This window comes from Shewanella sp. SG44-6, from assembly GCF_014164185.1.
GTDB classification, from domain to species: Bacteria; Pseudomonadota; Gammaproteobacteria; order Enterobacterales; family Shewanellaceae; genus Shewanella; species Shewanella vesiculosa.
The window spans coordinates 1-214 of sequence record NZ_JACJER010000389.1; the positions used below are offsets into that span (position 1 = coordinate 1).

Consider the following 214-nt stretch of genomic DNA (forward strand, 5'->3'; position numbering starts at 1 on the left):
CGACGGCGGCCACGCCCGCTGGGGTCAAGCTGATGACACCGGTCACGGGGTCAATCTCAAACCAAGCGTCGTCATTGCCGCTGACGATACTGTAGGTCACTGGCGTGCCTTCCGGATCGATGGCATTGACGGTGCCAATCACAGTGCTGTCGCTGCTGTTTTCAAAATACGTAAAGTTGTAGCTGGTTTCGCCCACGGGTGGGGTGAACTCAGG

1 protein-coding gene is annotated in these 214 nt (G+C 57.9%); it reads right to left on the reverse strand.

What is annotated here, in order from left to right:
• The coding region (locus H5185_RS22685; RefSeq protein ID WP_182743401.1) for a cadherin repeat domain-containing protein at positions 1-214 on the reverse strand (214 nt) is incomplete at both ends.